The sequence below is a fragment of the Nonomuraea sp. NPDC047529 genome (genome assembly GCF_040642995.1).
GTDB lineage: Bacteria > Actinomycetota > Actinomycetes > Streptosporangiales > Streptosporangiaceae > Nonomuraea.
Genome location: NZ_JBEYTJ010000038.1, coordinates 68661 through 88026, shown reverse-complemented (window position 1 = coordinate 88026; position 19366 = coordinate 68661). Strand labels below are relative to the sequence as shown.

The following is a 19366-nucleotide window of genomic DNA, read 5'->3' as shown; positions in this document are numbered from 1 at the left end:
CCTCATGAGCAGAATTCTGGTGACCGGCGCGACCGGCAACGTGGGCAGGCATGTCGTCTCCTCCCTGGCGGAGGCGGGGCACGAGGTGCGGGCGCTGGTCCGCGACCCGGCCAGGGCGGTGCTCCCCGAGGGGGCCGAGCCCGTACGCGGGGATCTGGCGGACTTCGACTCCCTTGGGCCCGCCCTGCACGGCGTGGACGGTGTGTACCTGATGTGGCCCGGCATCCCCGTCGATCCCCGGGTGGTGACGACGGTGGCCGAGCGAGCCGGGCAGGTCGCGTACCTGTCGGCGGACGTGACCGACCTGGAGGACGGCGAGCCGGCCACGATCTACCACCAGGAGATCGAGCGGCTGATCAGGGCGTCCGGGACGCGGTGGACGTTCGTCCGGGCCATCGACTTCGCCACCAACACGCTGGCCTGGGCCGACCAGATCCGGCAGGGCGTGGTACGGCTCCCGTACGGCAAGGCCGCCAGATCGGTGATCCACGAGCGGGACATCGCGGACGTCGCCGCCCACGTGCTCACCACCCCCGGCCACGACGGCGCCAAGTACCTGATCACCGGCCCCGAGTCGATCACCCAGGAGGAGCTGGCGCGGACCGTCGGCGAGGTGATCGGACGCGAGGTGCGCTGGGAGGACCTGCCGCCGGAGGTCGCCCGCGAGCAGTTGACGGCCGCCTGGGGGAATCCGGCGTTCGTGGCGGCCCGGCTCAGGGCGTGGGAGTCGTTCACGCACACCCCCGAACGCGTGACCGGCACGGTCGAGGAGCTGCTCGGCCGGCCTGCGCGCACGTTCCGCACCTGGGCCCACGACCACGCGACCGACTTCCTCCCCGCCTGACGTGAAACGCCCGGGGGCTACGGGGTCAGGCTCACCGCGGCGATCGTCTCGCCCAGGTCGTCGAGCAGGTCGGCGACCACCGGGCCGGCCCGCAGCCGCCAGGCGAGCGCCTGCAGGCCGTGTCCCGGCACCGGCACCCCCCGCCCGCCCAGCCTGACGGTCTCCACCTCGGCCGACAGCCGCAGCAGCCCGTAGGCCACCCACCGCTTCGGCCGGGGCAGCCAGCGGCCCGCGTTGGTGTCGAAGCGCCCGTTCTCGTCGGTCAGCGCGTGCTCCTTGAGCACCGAGACCCCCTGCCGATGGGCCAGCAGGTCGTCGCTGCGCGCGGCCGACCTGCTGTCGCCGGCGCGCAACGCCCAGCGTCCGCGGTGGAGTGACAGCAGCCAGACGTCCACCCAGGACAGGCCGAAGCCGTCCAGGCGGGCGAAGGCGGTCGCCGCGATCCGGTCGCCGACGTACAGGGAGGCAGGGGTGAAGCGGAAGCGTCCGCTCAGGTTGCCGGGCAGGGACCTCGGCAGCCCGTGATCGATGAGTCGCAGGCTCTCGACGGCGGGGTTGTACCCAAAATCATGAGTACGTTCCACCGACTCACCATACACACGGACGGCCCGGATGAGACGCGCGCTTTGTTCCTGATTGATGAATGATGATCCTCATGGACCGAATTGAAGCTTCTGACCGTCGGCGGGCCCTGGTGCTCGGGGGCGGCGGCGTGGCCGGCATCGCGTGGGCGACCGGCGTGCTGGCCGGGCTGGCCGACGAAGGCGTGGACGTACGGGACGCCGACCTGATCGTGGGCACCTCCGCCGGGTCGGCCGTCGGCGCCCAGGCCCGCAGCGGGTTGACCGTCGAGGAGCTGTTCCAGCGGCAGGTCGACCCCGCGCTGCAGGCCAGGGAGATCCCCGCGGTGTTCGACGCCGCCTCCTTCGCCGGCAGCCTCCAGGAGATCCTGGCCGGCGCCCACGACCGGGACGAGCTGCACCGCCGCATCGGCGCCTGGGCGCTGAAGGCCCCCACGCCTGGCGAGCCGGAACGGCGGGCGGCGGTGGCCTCCCGCCTGCCGGAGACCGGCTGGCCGCAGCGGCCGCTCGTGCTGGTCGCGCTCGACGCGGTGACCGGAGAGACGCGCCTGTTCGACCGGGCGTCCGGGGTGGAGCTGGTGGACGCGGTGGCGGCCAGTTGCGCCGTGCCGGGGGTCTGGCCGCCGGTCACCATCGAGGGCCGCCGCTATGTCGACGGCGGCGTGCGGTCCAGCGACAACGCGGACCTGGCCGCCGGTTTCGAGCGGGTGCTGGTGGTGTCGCCGCAGCCGCCGGGCGCGCCCGCCTCCCCCTGGACGTCGCTCGAACAGGAGGTGGCCCAGCTGCGCAAGGAAGGCTCCACGGTCGAGGTCGTCAGCCCGGACGAGGGAGCCGTCGCGGCCATGGGCCCCAACCCGCTCGACCCCGCCGTACGGTCACCGGCGGCCCACGCGGGCCGCGAGCAGGGCCGGCGGGTGGCCGCCGTCGTCCACAGCATGTGGACCTAGCCGGGCGCACCCGGGTGCCCTGGTGGCGGCAGGTGTGACCAGGGCGCACAGGGGCACCGGAGGCGGATGGGGATGGTGACGGTGTCGTCCTGGCGGGAGCTGGACGACGCGATCGGCGCGGCCGGCCACGGCGACGGGCCGGCCCACGCGCACTCGCCGCTGGTCTTCCGCGGCCTGGCGAAGAGCGCGTACTCGCACGTGCACAGGCTCGCGCGGCTGGCGGGCGACTACGCCACCCTAGAAGCCCACTTGATACGAAATTTTAGAAAATACGCGCACAGAGCCGCCCCCGGCCCGACCGTCTGGGACTGGCTGGCCCTCGGCCAGCACCACGGCCTGCCCACCCGCCTCCTGGACTGGACCTTCTCCCCGCTGGTCGCCCTGCACTTCGCCACCGCGTCCTGGCCCGGCGAGGACGCCGTCCTGCTGGCCGTCGACTGCGCGGGCGCGCACCGCCTGCTGCCCGAGCCGCTGCGCGAGGTGCTCGACGGCGAGGGCGCGCTGCTCTTCAGCACCGAGATGCTCGCCGAACGCGCCGCCGGTCTGGCCCGCTTCGACGCCCTCGGCCGCGAGCGCCCGTTCGTGGTCTTCTTCGAGCCGCCCTCGCTGGACGAGCGCATGGTCAACCAGTCGTCGGTGTTGTCGGCGATGTCGGGGGCGACGTACCAGCTCGACGACTGGCTGGCCGCCCATCCCGGGCTGTGGCGCGGCTGGTCGATCCCGGCCGAGGTCAAGGTCGAGATCCGGCGGCGGCTCGACCAGGCCGGGATCACCGAGCGGGTGCTGCTCGGGGGCCTAGACGGCCTGGCCGAATGGCTGCGCCGCTACTACTCGCCGGGCAGCGTCGACGTGCCCGCGGGCGGCTCCAGCATGGCCGGCCCCGAGCGCCCAGGCCAGCGGGAGGGCCGTATGAACGACTGACCGCGTCACCTGGACAGCGTGTCCCGCACGGCCTCCTCGGTGCGGCCGATCACGGTGTGGCCGTCGTCGGCGGTGATGATCGGCCGCTGGATGAGGACCGGGTGCGCGGACAGCGCGGCGATCCAGCGCTCGCGGGCGTCCGGGTCGCGCGGCCAGGCGTCGAGGCCCAGCTCGGCCGCGACCGGCTCGCCCGTACGCGTGATGTCCCACGGCTCCAGCCCGAGCCTGGCCAGGACGGCGCGCAGCTCGTCGGGCGACGGCGGGTCCTCCAGGTAGCGGCGGACCCCGTAGTCGGCCGCCTCGGCGTCCAGGATCGACAGGGCCGAGCGGCACTTGGAGCAGTCGGGGTTGATCCAGATTTCCATGACGCCGAGGTTCTCACGCTTGGGCGCCCCGGCGGAGGTCAGCCGGGGCCCCGAAGCGCACGATCTCCCGGTGGGCGGGTGATCGCGCGGACTATCATCGTGATCATCCTGGCCGGGTACCACTGCGCGTCGCCGAGGCGAAAGGACCGCCATGTCCGGGAAGACCAGCAGGCGAGAGAGCACCGAGGTCGTCGTCATCGGAGCCGGTCCGGCCGGCCTGACCCTGGCGAACCTGCTGCGCCAGGCCGGCGTCGAGTGCGTGGTGCTCGAACGGCAGAGCCGCCTGTACGTCGAGCAGCGCCAGCGCGCCGGCATCCTCGACCACCACGGCGCCCGCGTCTTCGAGGAGTGGGGCCTGGCCGACACCGTCCTGGCGGGCATGCCGCAGGAGACCCGGTTCGAGTTCCGCGTCGACGGCGAGCAGCGCTTCCTCGACGTCTCCGCGATCACCGAAGGCCGACCGGGCCGGCTCGTGCCGCAGCAGGTCCTCGTCGGCCGGCTGCTCGCCCGCCTCCTCGAATCCGGCGGCGACCTGCGGTTCGAGGCGGCCGAGGTGACCCCGCACGGCGTCGGGGGAGCCGCCCCGACGGTCACGTACCGCGACGCCGAAGGCCGCACGCACGAGATCGTCTGCTCCTACGTCGCCGGCTGCGACGGCCACCACGGCGTCAGCCGGGCCGGCGTGCCCGCGCACGCCCTGACCACCTACTCCCACGACTACGGCATCGGCTGGCTGACGGTGCTGGCCGACGTCCCGCCGCCGGGCTTCCCGCTCATGGCGATCACGGCCCACGGGTTCGCCGCCCACTTCCCGCGCGGCCCGCGGGCCAGCCGCTTCTACCTCCAGTGCGCCCCCGACGCCACCGCCGCCGACTGGCCCGACGAGCGGATCTGGGCCCAGTTGCGGCTGCGCCTGGCCGACAAGGACCTGCCGGACGGCCCGATCGGCGAGAAGGCGTTCGTCGAGATGCGCAGCCACGTCGTCGACCCGATGCGCTACGGCCGGCTCTTCCTGGTCGGCGACGCCGCCCACATCATCACGCCCATGGGCGGCAAGGGCATGAACCTGGCGGTCGCCGACGCCGACGTGCTGGCCCGCGCGCTGCGCGCCGCCGTACGGGAGGGCGACGAGGAGCCGCTGGCCGCCTACTCGGCCACCTGCCTGGAACGCGTGTGGCAGCACCAGGAGTTCTCCCGCTGGATGACGGAGATGACCCACGAGGCCGGCGACGAGAGCCTGGCCGGGCCGTTCCGCCGCCGGCTGGCCAGGGCGCGGCTCGACCGGCTGTTCACCTCGGGCCCGGCGGCCCGCGCCTTCGGCGACATGATGGCGGGCGGCTGACGAGTTGACTTGAACCGCGGTTCAAGTACGACGATCGTCCCCATGAGGATTCATCACCTGAACTGCGGATCCGTACGGACGATCGAAGCCACCTACGACGGCCCGCCCGCCGCCCCCGCCGTGAACCACTGCCTGCTGGTGGAGACCCCGGCCGACGGGCTCGTGCTGGTCGAGACCGGGCTCGGGCTCGGCAATGTGCGCGACCCGGCAGGCACGCTGGGCGCCGACTGGGTGGCCATGGCCGAGCCCGCGCTGGAGGAGGAGGAGACCGCCGTCCGCCAGGTCGCCCGGCTCGGCTACCGCCCGGACGACGTGTGCCACGTCATCGTCACCCACCTCGACGTCGACCACTGCGGCGGGCTGCCCGACTTCCCCGGCGCGCGGGTGCACCTGCTGGCCGCCGAGCTGGAGGCGGCGCTGGCCGAGGCCCCGAGCTACCGCTACCGCCCGGCCCACTGGGCGCACGGCCCCGACTGGGTCACCTACACCCCGGAGGCGAACGACGACTGGTTCGGCTTTACCTCGATCGAGCTCGACGGCCTGCCCGAGGACATCAGGCTGGTCCCCCTCGGCGGGCACACCGCCGGGCACACCGGCGTCGCCGTCCGGGAGGGGGACCGGTGGCTCCTGCACTGCGGCGACGCCTACTACTACCACCGCGAGCTGCAGCAGGACCCGCATCCGCACCCGCTGATGGACGTCGTGCAGACCCGCTCGGAGGTCGATCACGACCTGCGGCTCGGCACCCAGGCCCGGCTGCGGGAGCTGGTACGGGACCACGGCGACCAGGTGAGCGTCTTCTCGGCCCACGACCCGTGGGAGCTGGCCGCCGCGGTGGCCGGTTGATCAGACGCGGTCGGCCGCGATGAGCAGGTACTGGAAGCTGCCGTTCTTGTAGGCGTCGAGGAAGGACTGCTCGATGCCCGTGGCCAGATGGGTACGGGCGCGCAGCTCCCAGTACGGGATCGTGGCCGCCGTCAGGTCCACGACGCTGACCGGGACGAGCCGGTTGGCCGCCATCTGCTCGAAGTACGTGCTCCGGGGGTGGATGTCGCAGATGTAGTGGGCGTTGATCTGGCTGACCGCCCGGGACGGCAGACCGTAGGCGTCGTTGTAGCAACCGGTGACGCACACGTACCGGCCGCCCCGGCGCAGCAGCCGGGAGTGCTCGGCGAACAGCAGGGACAGCTCGACGTACATGGTGCTCTCGTTGTTCCAGCTCGCCTGGAACGATCCAGTCTCGAAGCCGGTCTCCAGCATGTTGCGGAAGTGGAAGCGCACCTTGTCGTCGACGCCGCGCTTCTTGGCCTGGTCGTTGGCGAAGGCGACCTGCGACTCGGAGATGGACACGCCGTCGACCTCGCAGCCGTACCGCATGTTGACCAGGAGGCTGCTGCCGCCGCGGCCGGAGCCCGCGTCGAGCGCCCGGTGGTGGGGTTCGAGCGGGCCGAGGTGGCTGATCAGCAGGTCGGCCTGGGCGGTCTCCAGGCGGTGGAGCTCCTTGACGATGCGGTCCTCGCGGGTGTCCTCGGGGCCGTCGAGTACCGTCCAGTTCACCTCGCCGATGCCGTAGTGGTGGTGGTACAGGCCGTCGACGTCGCCCAGGCGCAGGTTGACCGGGTTCTTCTCGGCGTTCCAGTAGCTGGCGACGGAGTGCTGGTAGTGGCTGGTGAGGACGGGGGAATGGGTGTTGACGGTCACCTGGGAAGAGCTCCTTCCCGGCCGGGGGCGGCCGGTGTCATGAGTGGTAGCGGCTGCTGCTGCCGTGCCATTCGAGGCACCCGGCCATCCAGCCCTGGGCGCCACGCAGGAACCGCTGCAGCTCCACGGACGGAACTGCGGCGAGCTCGCGCTGGCTGGTCTCGAAGCCTTTGACGAAGTCGTTGTGCAGCGCGACGGCGCGTTCGGTGGCCTCGCGCGTGGAGCACTTCTCCTCCTCCGCGATGAGCAGGACGAGGTTGGAGTCGGGCAGCTCGTCGGCGGCCTCCCTCGCCACGGAGTGGAGGTCGTTGACGATGACGCTGGCCGTGCCGGCCTGCATGAGCGCGGTGTGGAAACGCCGGTCGTAGAAGAGGTCGGCGGGCAGCTCGTAGCCGGCGACGACGTCGATGAGGGTCATGGACGTGTAGAAGCTGTCGTGCTGCCGGGCCGCGAGGTAGCGCCAGACGGGCGGCGGCGTCTCCAGGTAGCGCCAGGCGGCGTAGGCCGTCCAGCTCACGTACATCTGGAAGGTGGTGTTGCAGGCCCGCATGACCTGCGACGGGGTGCCGTGGCGGGACAGGTGGTCGGTGGCCGAGCGCAGGGAGACCAGCACGGGGTCGGCCTCGATCGCCTCTTCGAGCTGCCCGGTGTACGCGCCCGCGGGCGGCGGCGGGTCCATGGCCGACATGACGAGCGCCAGGCGCGGCGGCAGCTCGGTGGGGCTCGCGCCGAGGTCGGTCTCGTCGGCGTAGTAGTCGTCGGCCGCCCACCAGGCGGTGTTCATCTGCGCCGCGATCAGCAGCAGGTCGGGGTCGTCGCTGTCGGGATGGGCGAGCATCACCAGCCGGCCGAACCCGGTGGCGGCGAACTCGTCCATCCGCCCGGCGTGCAGGCCCACCTTCTCGGCCCAGGCCACGAGCCGCCGGTCGACCTCCGCGCCGAGCGCCGGGTCGTCGCGGACCGTCTCGGGGCAGTAGAGCGGCGGGTAGGAGCCGTCGCCCCACTCCCGCTCCGCGTAGGGGATGGGGGCCAGGAGCTGCCGTGGTCCGGGAGGCGGTGCGGGAGGCGCGGGGGGCGGGGCGGGGGCCGGAAGGTGGAGCGCGGAGGTTCCGAGGCCGGTGGGGCCGGTCGGGAGCCGCGGGGCCGCGGCGTACTGGGGCATGGCGCGCCTCTTCCCTTGAGGAGGAGCAGGACATTACCGAAAGTAGTTATTCAGCTACTAAAAGTAGAGTAGCCAATCAGTAATGAGAGCCTTACCCTCCTGCGGGCGCACTCTGGCGGTCAGGGCCTTGTGTGCAGGCCCTCGAAGTCGTCGAGGCTCTTGCGGTAGAAGGCCAGGTCGTCCTCCAGCTTCTCCCTGGTCAGGCGCTCCGGCTCGGTCTCGCGCACGGTCCTGCCCAGGTCGCTCCAGAAGGCGTCGGGCGGCAGCTCGGCGGCCTCCGGCGGGAAGAACTTCAGCGCCTCGGCCACGGCGTCGGCGGCGAAGAGCCAACCGGTCGCCACCGAGTCGTACCGCTCGGGGGAGGCCGGGCCGACGGCGTAGAACAGGCCCTCCTCCAGGGCCCGGCTGGCGTACGTGGTGGCGATCAGCACCCACTGGCCGGGGTCGAGCAGCTCGGACAGGCCGGTGCCGAACGTCGCGCCGGTCTCCCTGGCCGCGCGCTCGGCCTCGACCGGGACCACGACCTCCACGTCGTCGAGCCGCACCCGCAGGTTCTCCGGGTCCTGGGAGACCGTGGCGTTCCGGGAGGCGCCCGGCAGGCCGGAGTGGGCCACCAGGTCGATGTAGACGTACGCCTCGACGAGCGAGCGGCCCAGACCCTGCTCAGGCATACTCGCCCGCCAGCGTCTGGTAGGTGTCGCGGACGACCAGCAGCCGGTCGAGCTGGAACCTGCCCGGCTCGGCCGCCCGCACCCCCTGCCCGCGCTCGGACCAGAACCCCTGGTCGGGCACCGAGTCCGCGCCCGCCGGCACGAACTTGACGACCTCCTCCACCGCCGCGGCGGCGATCCTGAGCGTGCGCAGGGCCTCGGCCCGGTCGGACACCGGCACGTCGCTCGCCGTCAGGTCGGCCACCCACAACCACTCGCCCGCGTCGAGCAGCTCCGACGGCTCCGGGCCGCCGAACGTCGGGAACCCGGCGGGCATCACGGGGGTCTCCGGCAGCCCGAACACGAACTCGCGCGGCGTGCCGCACTGCTCGCACGGGCCGAAGTAGCGGTTGGCCAGCTCGCCCTCGACGTCGATCAGCCCGTTGCGCCAGGTCGTGTCGGTGGACCCGCAGGCGCAGGGGTTGAGGTCGAGGTAGAGATGCGCCTCGTCCCTCGTCCGCGCCACCGCGAAAGCCATAGTCGTCCTCTCCTCGGGGTTCCCATGATGCCCGACGTCCCGTCCGTCACACCGCCATCGCCTGCGGGTCGGGCTCCAGCGTCACCGGCGGGGCCTCGTCCAGGCGGCGGCCGCACGTGCACGGGCCGTCGGGCGGGCACACGCACTTGGCGTCGGGCACGTCCCAGCCGGTCCCGTCCGCCATCACGCGGAGCTTTTCGATGATCGCCGGCCAGTCGCGGGGACGGCGGCCGTCCGCCAGGGTGGCCAGCTCGGTGGCCACCTGCGGGGGGAACATCCGCAGGATCTCCGGGCGGGCCTCGGTGACCAGGTCGTACAGCACGCCCAGGCGTCCGGGGCGCTGCCTGGGGTTGGCCGTACGGGCCTGGCGCAGGGCCTCGTTCAGCTCGGCCAGCTCCTGGCCGTCGGCGGGCGGCAGGCCCAGCGCGTCGGCCACCGCGGCGGCGGCCGTCGCGGCGGCGGCCCGCTCGTTCGCGCCGACCGTGCGGGCCGGGTCCACCTCGTAGGTGAGCACGCCCGGGTCGTTCGCGCCCGTTCCCGGCTGCCGGATCTCGACGGCGATGGGCGCGCGGCCCGGCAGCACGATGTCGAGCAGGCCGGGCCCGTGGGTGTGCACGCGGGCGCCCATGAGGGCGGCGGCCCGTCCGACGGCTCCGGCGGCGGCCGTCGCGGGGAGCGTCGCGTGGCCGCGGATCGCCGTGACCTGGGCGGGGGTGAGATAGCCTGCGCGCGACAGCTCCACCAGCTTGGACGACGCGCCCTGCCGGCCGTTCGCCAGGCCCAGCCGTCTGGCCTCCTCCTGGAGCGCCGCCCGTTCGGTGCGCGAGCGGACCGGGCCCGCCTCGGCGACCGCCCGCGCCAGCCCGCGCAGCCGCGCCAGCGCCGCCGCCTCGATCGGGCCGGGCCGCCCGGGGGCCGCCGGCCGGGCCTGGCCGGTGTCCTGCGGCCGGCCGGCGGCGGTGTCGCCCGCGAGCGTGGCGGCGTGGGCCGCGACCTGCTCGGCGACGGCGGTCGTGGCCCTGGGGCCGTCGTCGGCGGGCACCCGCAGTGTCAGGTGGCCGGGAGCGCTCGACTCGACGGTCACCCCGGCCGTGCCGGGAGCGGCCTCGGCCAGGGTCAGCGTGAACTCACCCTCGGGGGTGGTCACCGTGAACGTGTCCACCGGTCCCGTCTGCGGCGCCGTGCCGTTCGCAGGGACGCCCCCGGGCGTGATGGCGGGGACGCCGGCGATCTCGGCCAGTTTGCCGAGGCCGGGCGGCGAGGTGTCCAGGCCGGTGGCCGAATCGCCGTTGAGCAGGCGGGCGATCCGGCTCTGCGGCTCGGGGGCGGCCGGTGCGCGGGGCCCGGTGCCCCACGGCGGGGGCGGCGGCGTGTGGCCGCGCCGGCGGATGTCGTCGGCGAGGGCGTCGATGGCCGCCGCCAGGCGCTCCCGGCGGGCCGGGTCGGTGGTGGCGTGCCACTTGTCGGACAGGTGGGCGTGCTCGTCCAGGCGGGGGAGCAGGCAGAGGTCGGTGCCCTCGGCGTGCTCGCCCGTCGGGGACGTCCTGAGCACGCCCTGCGGCATGCCGGCCGCCGCCGCGGTCGCCGTCTGGGCGACGTGCGAGAGGTCGTGGACCAGGATCGACGACACCAGGTCCGGATGCACGCGTCCCCAGATCCGCAGCAGGTGCGGGTCCTCGGCCGTGCCCGCGCGCGGCTCGGTGAGCGCGTTCAGGCCGTCACCCGGGTCCGCCACCACCACGCGGACGTGCTGGTCGGGCACGCCCGGCAACTGGACGGTCAGGACGTCGTCCCCGGTCCAGCCGACGTGGGCGGCGGTGCCGCCGAGGTCGACGGCCGAGACGGGCTGGTCGTGCAGCTCGTCCAGGGTCAGGTCGGGAACCCCTTCGGGGCGGGCCGACCTGCTGAACGGGCTGTCCTCGATCGCCGGGGACGGCATCCCGGCGGCGGGCGTCACGCCCTGCGACACGCTGCCGCCGACCGGGTTCGCGTGCGTGTCGGGGGCGGCGGCGGGCCAGGCGGCCGGGGCGGCGGGCGCGGGAAGGGCGCCGACGGCGTCGAGCGCGGCCTCGACCTGCTCGGTGAAGGTGCCGTCCGTGCTCGGGTTCATGAAGACGTCGCGCAGGTTCAGGCCGGCGCCGCGGGCCGCGTCCAGGAGGTCGGGCGCGAGGCCCGCGAACGCCTCGGCGAAGCCGCCGTCCAGCGTCTCGCTGTACAGCGAGCCGTCGGGCATGACGCGGTAGCGGTGGAGGCCGTCCGTCTCCCAGACCGCCACCCGGGCCACCTCGCCGCGGTCGCGGGCGGCCACGCGGGCCTCCTGGAGGGTCTGGATCGGGTTCTGCCGCTCGGACGTGGGCACGAAATTGAACGTCGCGGGCGGCGGGCCGCCGGGACGCGGCGGCGCGATCCGTACGCCCGCCGCCATGCGCTCGCGCAGCTCCTCGATCTCCTCGCCGAACATGACCACGTCCACCTCGCCGGTCGAGGCGGAGGGCAGGTGGACGGCCTCGCCGACCGGCCGCTCGTTGCCGTCGCGCAGCCGCGCCATGTACTGGAACTCGAGGTCGTAGTCCACCCGGAGACGTACGGTGTAGGCCTTGCCCTTCTCGAACATGCTGCGTTCGCGGCGCGCCCCGTGGTGGTCGCCGACGCCCTCGGACGTCTGCTCCCCGCCCCGGACGCCGCCGTTGACCCCGGTCGAGCTGTCCGACCCGTTGGCGCCCCAGCCCACCGGGGTCGTCCGCCCGCGGGAGACGTTCACGTTCTGGGCGTCGGCCTGCCGGTCGACCTGACCCTTCTCCGCGTCGTACGGGCCGGCCACGATGGTCAGGTCGGACGTGCGGGCGTGGACGGTGACGTTCACGCCCTGGTCCTTGAACTTCTGCCTGGACACCCGGACGACCGGCTCGCCCGAGGGCCCGGTCATCCGCTCGAAGGCGGTCAGCAGCGCCGACGGCGCCAGCCGCCTGATCAGCTCGGGACGCCGTTCCTCGACCGCCGCCGCGCCGATCATCTTGGTGAGCTGGGTGGTGACGACCTCGTACAGGCTCGGCTTGGCCGGGCTCTCCCACAACGCCGCCGGGAAGAAGCCGGGATGCAGCTCGGCCTGCCGGGGGTCGGTGGTCATGACGACCGGCCCCGGGTCCTCGGCGGCGGGCCTGGTCATGCCGGTCGGGATGCGCCGCACCACCGTGGCGTTGTAGACGACCGGCGGCGCGGCGCGCCGCTTGCCCTGGAGCACGTCCGCCACGCGCTTGGCGGCGCCGGAGACCTTGCCGCCCCGTACGGGCCTGCGCTCGACCTCGATGACGAGCCGCATCTCCTGCTGCACCCGGGTCAGCCCGTTGAACAGGCCGATCCGCTGCAACCTGGTGTTCTGGTGGTTGGTGGAGCCCGAGTAGCCGCGGCCCCGGTCGGTGGAGAGGCCGGCTCCCTGGCCGCCGGTCGGGTCGCTGGCGCCCTGGTCGAAGCCCGCCGAGTAGGACCCGTTGTACGACTCCGAATGCGACAGGTCGGTGTACCGGTAGTGCTGGACGATCAGTCCGGACTGCGACGTCTGGCTGAGCATCGTGGCCCTGCGCGAGTCGCCGACGGGTTCGAGGCGTACCCGGACCGTCACCTCCTCGGCCTGCGTGACCTGCGCGCCCTGCTGGACGTGGTAGCTGCGCTCGAAGCCGCGCGAGGACCACATGTCGGTGACGTGGATCAGCGCGGCGTCCTCGGAGAAGTCGACGTTCAACTCCTCGCCGAGGGTGGGGCTCTCGTCCAGCGCCCCCGGCACGGCGTCCTGCACGGCCTTCCGGACGGCGTCCATCACGTCGACCGGGTCGCCGTTCTCGTCGGTCAGCGTCAGCGACTCGGTCGAGCTCGCGCCCACCGACCGGTCGTACGACGGCGCGAGCACCACGTCTCTGGAGCGTTCGAGCTGTTCGGCGGCCTTGTCCAGGGTCTGGTCGAGCTTCTGCTGCGGGCTGCCGCTGTCGGGGGCGGTGAGCCCGGTCACCTCCTTGAGCTTGGCCAGCAGGGCCTCCGGGGTGTGCCGCTCGGTGTACTCGTTGGTCGTCCCCGACTGGGCCATGTCCAGGACGTAGCGCTGGACCAGCGGGACCGCGAGGCTGCGGTCGAGGGTCAGGCTGCCGTTGAGGAACCGTTCGACCGCGTCGCCGACCAGGTGGGCCGGCAGGTCGAGGTCGCCTTCCGCGTACATCAGCAGCGCGTCGTACTCCGAGACCGTGAACAGCGCGGTGCCGGACGTGGTCGTCGTCTTCGAGCCGCTGACGGGGATCTGCTCGCCGGTCGGCACCCCGTGCTCGGCGCTCTCGGAACCGGTGAGGGTGAGGTCGACCGTGCTGCGCAGGATGTACTGGCGGCCGAACTCGATCGTCAGCTCCTCGCTGCCCCAGATGTCGAGGATCGAGGTGGACTCGGACGTGCCGCCGGACCGGGACGGCAGCGAGAGCGAGCCGCTGTCGCCGGTCGTGCCGCCGTCGTCGAGGTCGCCGACGGACGTCGACATGCCGGCCGACAGCCCGGACGAGCCGCCCCACGAGATGCCGGCGCTGCCGAGCCCGAACAGGATGTTGCCCGTGACCTGGTCGACGACCCCCAGCACCTCGGTCTCGCCGACCTCGCCGGACACCGACAGCGACGAGCGCGTGGGCCCGTTCGGCCGGATCGCGACATCCGTGGTCAGCGGCCTGTTCAGCAGCTTGGGGTGGGCGACCAGGTTGCGCACGTTCAGGAACGCCATGAGGTGCTGGAAGGCCACGGAGTCGGCGGTCATGCCGCGTGGCAGCACCTGGCGGGCCGCGTCCAGGGGGCGGCCCACGTCCACGTGCAGCAGCCGCGCCTTGGCCCTGAGCTTCTGGGACATCCGGCCGATCGGCGCGGGCGGCGTGGGCTTGGTCGAGGGGAGCATGTCGGCGGCGAAGACGAGCTGGGCCGATCCGTCGCTGGTCGCGATCGTCGTCGTCGTGCCCCTGTGCAGCAGGTCGGCGGTCATCTGGTGGCCCAGCGTGAAGATCGCGACCGTGCTGTTGCTCTCCTGGAGGGTCACGACGTTGGTCGTGCCGCCGGCGCTGGAGCCCGCCGTACGGGTGCGGTTGCCGCCGCCCTTGACGCCGACCTCGTTCGTGAGGCCGTCCTGCCCCTTGTCCGGGCCGTCGCTCTCGCTGACCCCGGCGCCGCCGCTGTACGTCCTGGACCTGCCGATGCCGCGGGCGGAGGTGTCGGAGCCGATGTCGAGGTTGACGACCGTCTGGGTGTCGGTGTGACCGACGTAGGTCATGTCGTTGAAGTCCTGCTTCAGCGACAGGCGCAGCATGTAGTGCTCGGGGGCGGAGTTGAGCCCTTGCAGCGTCAGGTCCAGCACGATGCCGTCCTGGGCCAGGGAGTCGTAGGCGGCGCGGATGCGTTGCTCCGACAGCTGCTCCAGGACCTCCTGGCGGTTGAGGATCTGGCTGGCGCGGGCGAGCTTGTTGGAGGAGTACTCCGGCACGCCGTTCACGGTCTTCGGGATGAGCCCGCGCTCGGCGAGCTCGTCCAGCACCTTCTGCCGGAACTCCGCCAGCCCCTCGATCTCCTGCACCAGCGCCGGGCCCGCGCCGCGCATCTGCCCGGGGCCGTCGCCGAGCCATGCGGGCAGCTCCGGCTTGCGGCCGGGCGGCGGACCGGGGTGCGGGTCGCCGCGCAGGACATGGTCGCCGTTGGCGTCGGTGACCGGCCGGCCGTCCTTGCGGACCAGCGCGGCGCTGTCCACGGGCAGGCCGTACCGGTAGGCGGCCGACTCGCGCATGTCCACCAGCGCCGTGCTGCGCACCGATGGCAGGGTGACCGGGGGCTTGCCGATCACCTCCACCGTGAACGTGGTCACCACCGTGAGCCGGTAGCCCTGCTTGGGGTGGGACTTGCGGTGCACGCTGGGGTGGATCGCCTGTTTGTTGGCCGTGGCCGAGTACGACCGCGACGCCCCCCTCCCCCCGTTGGCCTTGGGGCCGATCGCAGGCTGGTACGGGCCGAGGTCCACGGCCTGCAGCCCGGGGGCCTTGAACCCGGCCGAGGCGCTGCCGTCGAGCGAGGAGCCCGACGAGGCGCCCCCCGGCGTCTGGACGAAGTCGACGAGCACCTCCTCCTCCCACTCCTCGGAGGACGCGCCGCCGATCGGCTGGGCGGTCTCCACCACGACACGGCTCTCGGCCCGCACCCGGACGTGCGGTTCGCCGTTCTTGGTGAAGACGCGCTCCAGCCCCTCGTTGACCGACGTCCGCAGGCGGTGGGGCAGCTCCTGGGTGACGAACGAGCGCAGCTGGTCGCGGGGCACGGTGCCGACCTCGGCGTAGTCGCCGCCGAGCTCCTCCGCGAGCGCGTCGAGGGCGCCCTCCAGGTCGGTCATGCTCTGGACGACGACGTTGGGCATCGTCTTGCCCCGCTTGGCCCTGTCGATCCAGTCCAGCACGCGCGCCGGCTGGTCGGTGGCGGGGTGCGAGAACCACAGCCGCTGGCTCGACGAGTCGCCCGGGGCGCCGGAGTCGACCGTGACCGTGCCCTGCCACCTCGCGTCCTGGCCGGTGCGGATCTCGGCCGTCCAGGTGGCGGCGGCGTCGAACAGCAGCGACTCGCTGCGGTTGTCGGTGACCGAGCCGCCCTGGGCGTACATGCCGGCCCCGCCGCTGGTGGACCAGTTGCGCCCGAGCGAGGCGCCGAGGCCGACGCCCAGCAGCTCGCTCACCGTCCTGGCGACGTGGTCCTCCGGCAGGAACTGCGCCAGGACGCTGGTGTCGAAGCCCGCCGACACGCCGCCGCTGCCCGCCTGGCTGATCGAGGCCGTACGGGCGGCCTGGTAGAACAGGCCCACCATCATCTCCGACCCCTTGATGGCGGGGTCGAGCACCTCGACCAGGTCGGCGAGCGTCAGCTTGATCCGCACCTCGGCCGCCTTGCCGTGGTGCCCCACGGTCAGCACGAGACCGTCGGGGGAGACGGCCTTGTGGAAGTCGGCCCGGATCGCCCGTTCGAGCTGGTCGGCGGAGAACTGGTGATTGACGCCGTTGTCGGTCAGCAGGTCGTTGACGGCGGTGGTGAGGGCCGACAGGTGGGCCAGCCGGCCCGTCGGCTGGGCCGCGGCCAGGCTGATCTCCTGGGGCAACGCGGCGGCCAGCGCCTTCAGGTAGGCGGCGTGCTGCTCAAGGACCTGGGCGGCCAGCCGCTCGGCGACGGACCGCATGCTGACCGGCCCGTTGGGCGCGCTCGGGTTCTGGATCTCGTTCATCGCCGTGAGCAGCTGCTGGTAGGTCTGCCGGGTCCGCGTCGCCTCGCGCAGCGCGGCCTCGTACGCGTCGGCGATCCTGTTGTGCCGCCTGCGGGTGGCCCGCTGCTGGAGCGCCTCCTTCCGCGCCGCGGTCGCCCGCGCCTGGCGGCCCTGGTCGTGCTGCCGCTGCGCCTTCCGCATCTTCTTGTTGGCGTCGCGTGCCGCTTGCTGGGCCTCCTGGGCGGTCTTCCGCTTCGCGTCGACCTGCTCCTTGAGCGCCCGCTCGGCCCGCTGCAGCGCGTCGATGACGGCCGGCAGCTCCTCCTGGGACGGACGGCCCTGCGGTAATTGCGGCGCGTACGTGGGCCGGGTCCCCGGCTTGGGGGCCCAGGGCGGCAGCGGCGGGGTGTGGCCGCGCTCGATGAGCTGGCGGGACACGCCGTCGATGTCGAGGGCGAGGAGTCGCTGCTCCTGCGGCGTCTGCGCCGCGTGCCACTGCTCGGCCATGAACGCCAGCTCGTTGAGCTGGGCCTGGGCGCACATGTCCTGCGTGGGCTCGCTGGTCGCCTTCCTGCGGCGCAGGAAGCCCCGCCGCTTGCCGCCGTTGTCCTCCTGCGTCTTCTGCAGGGTGTCGGTGATCTCGTGCAGCCAGACCCGGGACACCTGGCTGGGGTTCATGCCGGGGGCGAAGTGCACGACGTGGGCGTGCGCGGCGTCCTCACCGGTCGAGAGCTCGGTCTCGCCCATGAGCCCTTCGGTCATCGCGCCGATGACCGGGCGGAAGTGGTGGGTGCCGTTGTTCCTGGTGCGGACGACGAGCGTGCCGTCGGCCGACCAGGTGATCTCCTCCACGTCCTGGTTGAGGAAGTGGGACGGCCGCACCGCGTCGGCTCCCGTACGGACGTCGCCGGGCTGCAACGGGGTGTCCGGCCGGGCGTCGGGGACGTGCCGGGTGCCCGGGACCGGCCTGGACGTGACCGTGCCCGGCTTGCTCGTGGCCGGTTGCAGGGTCTCGCCGCCCTCCTGGGCCAGCAGCACCATCGCGGTGGCCTCCGCGCGCAGCTCGTCGGCGTCGGTGACCTCGTCGGCGCGGGTGTCCAGGGCGGCGCGCACGCGTTTCATGGTGGCGGCGCGGATCACCCGTACGGTGCCGTCGGGGGAGGGGATGAGGAGGTCGCCGGTGGGGCCGACGACCGCGCCGGGGAAGTCCAGGGTGAGCGAGTCCATCAGCGCGGTACGGGCCCGGACGGGGCCGGTGACGGGCACGGGCGAGGTGGCGTCGGGGGCGGCGGCCGACGTCGTGGCGGGGGTGTTCGTGTCCTGGGCGGTGGTCGTTCCCTGCTGGTCGCCCTGCTGGGCGATCGGCTCCTGACGACCGTCCTGCTGGTTGTCCTGTTGGTTGTCCGGCTGAGCGTCCTGCTGGTCGTTCTGTTGGGCGTCTTGCTGGGGGTTCTGCTGCGTGTCCTGCTCGGCGTCCTGCCGGGGGTTCTGCTGGTCGTTCTGCTGGGTCTGGTCGTCCGGCTGGGTGTCGCGGGTCTGGCGGGTGTCCTGCGAGCCGTCCTGGGCCTGGGGGGAGGCCGGGGCGGTGGTGGACTGGGGAGCGGGCGCAGGGTCGCTCTTCGGCCGCCGCTGCTGCTTGTCGTCGTCGTCGGTGTCCTCGTCGACGTTCTGGTCGGCGTCGGCACGGGGTTCGCGGTCGGTGTCCGTCCGGCCGTCCCGCGAGGAGGAGCCGCGGCGCGGGTTCGCGTCCGAGTCGGGGGGAGACGTGGACGGCGTGCCGCGCCTGACGTCGTCGCCCTGGTTCGGCGCGGGCGCCTGCGCCGAGGCGGGGACGACGGGCCCGCCGCCACCCGTGGGGGCCGGGCTGCCGACCGGCGGGTTCCCGCCCCCCGTGCTGGGGTCGCCGCCTCCGGCGCGGGCGGCGTCGGAACGGGCGGCGGCGTCGTAGGCGGAGGCCAGGGTACTGACCGGGTTGCCCAGCGCGGTGTACACCTCGGGGTTGAACGGGCTGATCGACCCGGTACGTCCGACGCCGCCCATGAAGCCGCCCATGAGGGAGTCGACCGAGAACGGGTTGTTCCACTGGCCGTACACCAGGCCGTTGGCGAGGAAGCTGCCGGCCGGGGAGGCGATCGTGTTGGTCAGGCCGGTGGTCATCGCGCGGCCGGGGAAGCCCGGCATGTGCCGGGTGACCTTGGAGATGGGCCCGGACAGCGCGGTGCCGAAGAGCGCGCCGCCGCCCGCGCCGATGATCGCCGCCTGGGACTTCTTCCAGTCCCAGTCCTTCCTGGTGCCCATCTTGATCTGCTGGTACTGGGCGGCGGCGTCGATGAAGAACTCCTCGCCGATCTCCTCGATCAGCTCGCGGCCGATCGAGGAGCCGAGCAGCTTGGCGATGAGACCGCGCCCGGTGGCGCCGCTGAGCGTGGTGACCCGGGCCAGCTTGCCGGCGCCCAGCTCCCTGGCGCCGATCATGGCGAGCCTGACGAGGATGCGACTGATCGCCGCGCGGCCCGCGGCCGCGTACGGGCCGATGATCGCCGCGGAGGTGCCGGCGGAGAAGAAGGCGACGATGAGCGCGATGGCGATGGCGACGACCGTGACCCAGAAGGCCACGTTGACGGACAGCTTGGAGTACTGGGTCTCGACCGCGAAGTTGTCCGACTGCATCTGGAGGGACTGCGACACCCTGGCCGCGCCCGCCATGCCGGCCTCCTGGCCGTACAGGAACTTGGCGCGGGTGACGAAGTCGGCGCTGGCGGGCGAGGACCAGCCGGTCGCCACGGTGCGCACGGCAGAGCCGGCGCGCGGCGCGGTGGCGATCGCCCCGGCGGCCAGCGCGTGGTAGGTGTGCGCGAGCTTGGACATGCCGCTCTCGCTTGCTTCGGGCCACTTCTGACCCGCCGACAACATCGGGAGCAGCCAGTTGACCACCCAGTCGGGCAGTGCCTCGGTCTCCCACACCGGCTCCACGTCCCGGTCGATGCGGACCGGGGGCTGGACGGTGGCCTGGCCCGACGAACCCGCAGAAGTCGGCCCCTGGGGGCCGGTGGCGCTGTGCGACACGCG

Annotated in this window: 12 protein-coding genes; 5 read left to right on the top strand and 7 right to left on the bottom strand. The window is 73.1% G+C overall.

Annotated features, from left to right (window positions below):
* The first annotated feature begins 4 nt into the window (after positions 1 to 4).
* The gene (locus ABZ815_RS41305; RefSeq protein WP_357706866.1) at positions 5 to 844 is read left to right on the top strand and encodes an NmrA family NAD(P)-binding protein; all 840 of its coding nucleotides are present in this window, start codon (positions 5 to 7) and stop codon (positions 842 to 844) included.
* A 17-nt stretch (positions 845 to 861) separates the two neighbouring features.
* Here the strand turns inward: ABZ815_RS41305 and ABZ815_RS41300 are convergent, their stop codons facing one another.
* Positions 862 to 1428 (bottom strand): hypothetical protein, encoded by a 567-nt coding sequence (locus ABZ815_RS41300; protein WP_357706865.1) that lies wholly within the window; start codon positions 1426 to 1428, stop codon positions 862 to 864.
* A 71-nt stretch (positions 1429 to 1499) separates the two neighbouring features.
* Here ABZ815_RS41300 and ABZ815_RS41295 point away from each other — a divergent pair, with 71 nt between their 5' ends.
* Together ABZ815_RS41295 and ABZ815_RS41290 are read left to right on the top strand one after the other, a co-directional pair.
* Positions 1500 to 2372, top strand: a complete 873-nt coding sequence (locus tag ABZ815_RS41295) for a patatin-like phospholipase family protein (RefSeq protein WP_357706863.1) — start codon at positions 1500 to 1502, stop codon at positions 2370 to 2372.
* A 66-nt stretch (positions 2373 to 2438) separates the two neighbouring features.
* Positions 2439 to 3293, top strand: coding sequence for an FRG domain-containing protein (locus ABZ815_RS41290; protein WP_357706862.1), 855 nt, complete (start codon positions 2439 to 2441; stop codon positions 3291 to 3293).
* A 5-nt stretch (positions 3294 to 3298) separates the two neighbouring features.
* Here ABZ815_RS41290 and ABZ815_RS41285 read toward each other — a convergent pair whose 3' ends face one another.
* Complete coding sequence (locus tag ABZ815_RS41285) at positions 3299 to 3658, bottom strand: arsenate reductase family protein (RefSeq protein ID WP_357706860.1); 360 nt, start codon at positions 3656 to 3658, stop codon at positions 3299 to 3301.
* 151 nt (positions 3659 to 3809) lie between these two features.
* On the opposite strand from ABZ815_RS41285, the gene ABZ815_RS41280 reads away from it, so the two are divergent.
* Entirely contained in the window at positions 3810 to 5000 is a 1191-nt protein-coding gene (locus ABZ815_RS41280; RefSeq protein ID WP_357706859.1) for a 4-hydroxybenzoate 3-monooxygenase, read from the top strand.
* A 42-nt stretch (positions 5001 to 5042) separates the two neighbouring features.
* Positions 5043 to 5846, top strand: a complete 804-nt coding sequence (locus ABZ815_RS41275; RefSeq protein WP_357706858.1) for an MBL fold metallo-hydrolase — start codon at positions 5043 to 5045, stop codon at positions 5844 to 5846.
* Here ABZ815_RS41275 and ABZ815_RS41270 read toward each other — a convergent pair whose 3' ends face one another.
* The 5 genes from ABZ815_RS41270 to ABZ815_RS41250 form a co-directional block, all read right to left on the bottom strand.
* Positions 5847 to 6701: a geranyl diphosphate 2-C-methyltransferase gene (locus ABZ815_RS41270; RefSeq protein ID WP_357706856.1), complete on the bottom strand. Its 855-nt coding sequence runs from the start codon at positions 6699 to 6701 to the stop codon at positions 5847 to 5849.
* A 37-nt stretch (positions 6702 to 6738) separates the two neighbouring features.
* Positions 6739 to 7863, bottom strand: coding sequence for a family 2 encapsulin nanocompartment cargo protein terpene cyclase (locus ABZ815_RS41265; protein ID WP_357706855.1), 1125 nt, complete (start codon positions 7861 to 7863; stop codon positions 6739 to 6741).
* A 119-nt stretch (positions 7864 to 7982) separates the two neighbouring features.
* On the bottom strand, positions 7983 to 8534 hold the full coding sequence (locus tag ABZ815_RS41260; RefSeq protein WP_357706853.1) for a hypothetical protein: 552 nt from the start codon (positions 8532 to 8534) through the stop codon (positions 7983 to 7985).
* Positions 8527 to 9051 carry a hypothetical protein gene (locus ABZ815_RS41255; protein ID WP_357706851.1) on the bottom strand — a complete coding sequence of 175 codons (525 nt, stop codon included), beginning with the start codon at positions 9049 to 9051 and terminating at the stop codon, positions 8527 to 8529. Before ABZ815_RS41255 ends, ABZ815_RS41260 begins: the two co-directional genes overlap by 8 nt.
* A gap of 46 nt (positions 9052 to 9097) precedes the next feature.
* Complete coding sequence (locus tag ABZ815_RS41250; protein WP_357706849.1) at positions 9098 to 19363, bottom strand: hypothetical protein; 10266 nt, start codon at positions 19361 to 19363, stop codon at positions 9098 to 9100.
* Positions 19364 to 19366 lie beyond the last annotated feature (3 nt).

Coding starts and splice junctions, on each gene's coding strand:
- ABZ815_RS41305 (WP_357706866.1), top strand. CDS start 5: ATGAGCAGAATTCTGGTGACCGGCGCGACCGGCAACGTGGGCAGGCAT.
- ABZ815_RS41295 (WP_357706863.1), top strand. CDS start 1,500: ATGGACCGAATTGAAGCTTCTGACCGTCGGCGGGCCCTGGTGCTCGGG.
- ABZ815_RS41290 (WP_357706862.1), top strand. CDS start 2,439: ATGGGGATGGTGACGGTGTCGTCCTGGCGGGAGCTGGACGACGCGATC.
- ABZ815_RS41285 (WP_357706860.1), bottom strand. CDS start 3,658: ATGGAAATCTGGATCAACCCCGACTGCTCCAAGTGCCGCTCGGCCCTG.
- ABZ815_RS41280 (WP_357706859.1), top strand. CDS start 3,810: ATGTCCGGGAAGACCAGCAGGCGAGAGAGCACCGAGGTCGTCGTCATC.
- ABZ815_RS41275 (WP_357706858.1), top strand. CDS start 5,043: ATGAGGATTCATCACCTGAACTGCGGATCCGTACGGACGATCGAAGCC.
- ABZ815_RS41265 (WP_357706855.1), bottom strand. CDS start 7,863: ATGCCCCAGTACGCCGCGGCCCCGCGGCTCCCGACCGGCCCCACCGGC.
- ABZ815_RS41260 (WP_357706853.1), bottom strand. CDS start 8,534: ATGCCTGAGCAGGGTCTGGGCCGCTCGCTCGTCGAGGCGTACGTCTAC.
- ABZ815_RS41255 (WP_357706851.1), bottom strand. CDS start 9,051: ATGGCTTTCGCGGTGGCGCGGACGAGGGACGAGGCGCATCTCTACCTC.